1 protein-coding gene is annotated in these 266 nt (G+C 42.5%); it reads right to left on the minus strand.

The features are described from left to right. Positions 1-266, minus strand: a 266-nt coding sequence (locus B4920_RS26555) for an N-6 DNA methylase (protein WP_145954652.1), incomplete at both ends; no start/stop codon positions are given.

Here is a 266-nt window from a genome sequence, read left to right on the forward strand (position 1 = left end):
CTCAGTCAGTACGTTGTTATTGGTTTCTTTTTTAAACAGTCCGCTAGCATCAATAAACTGAGTGGTAGTGTCGGTTTTGTGTTTAGACAGCACCAAAATATTCACCGCAATGGTGGTGCCAAAAAACAGGTTAGGTGCCAGTGAAATCACGGTTTCAACATAGTTGTTATCAACCAGATATTGGCGAATTTTTTGCTCAGCACCGCCACGGTAAAAAATACCGGGGAAGCAAACAATCGCTGCACGACCTTTGCTTGATAGGTAAC

It is taken from the genome of Zoogloea sp. LCSB751, assembly GCF_002028455.1.
Classification (GTDB): domain Bacteria; phylum Pseudomonadota; class Gammaproteobacteria; order Burkholderiales; family Rhodocyclaceae; genus Zoogloea.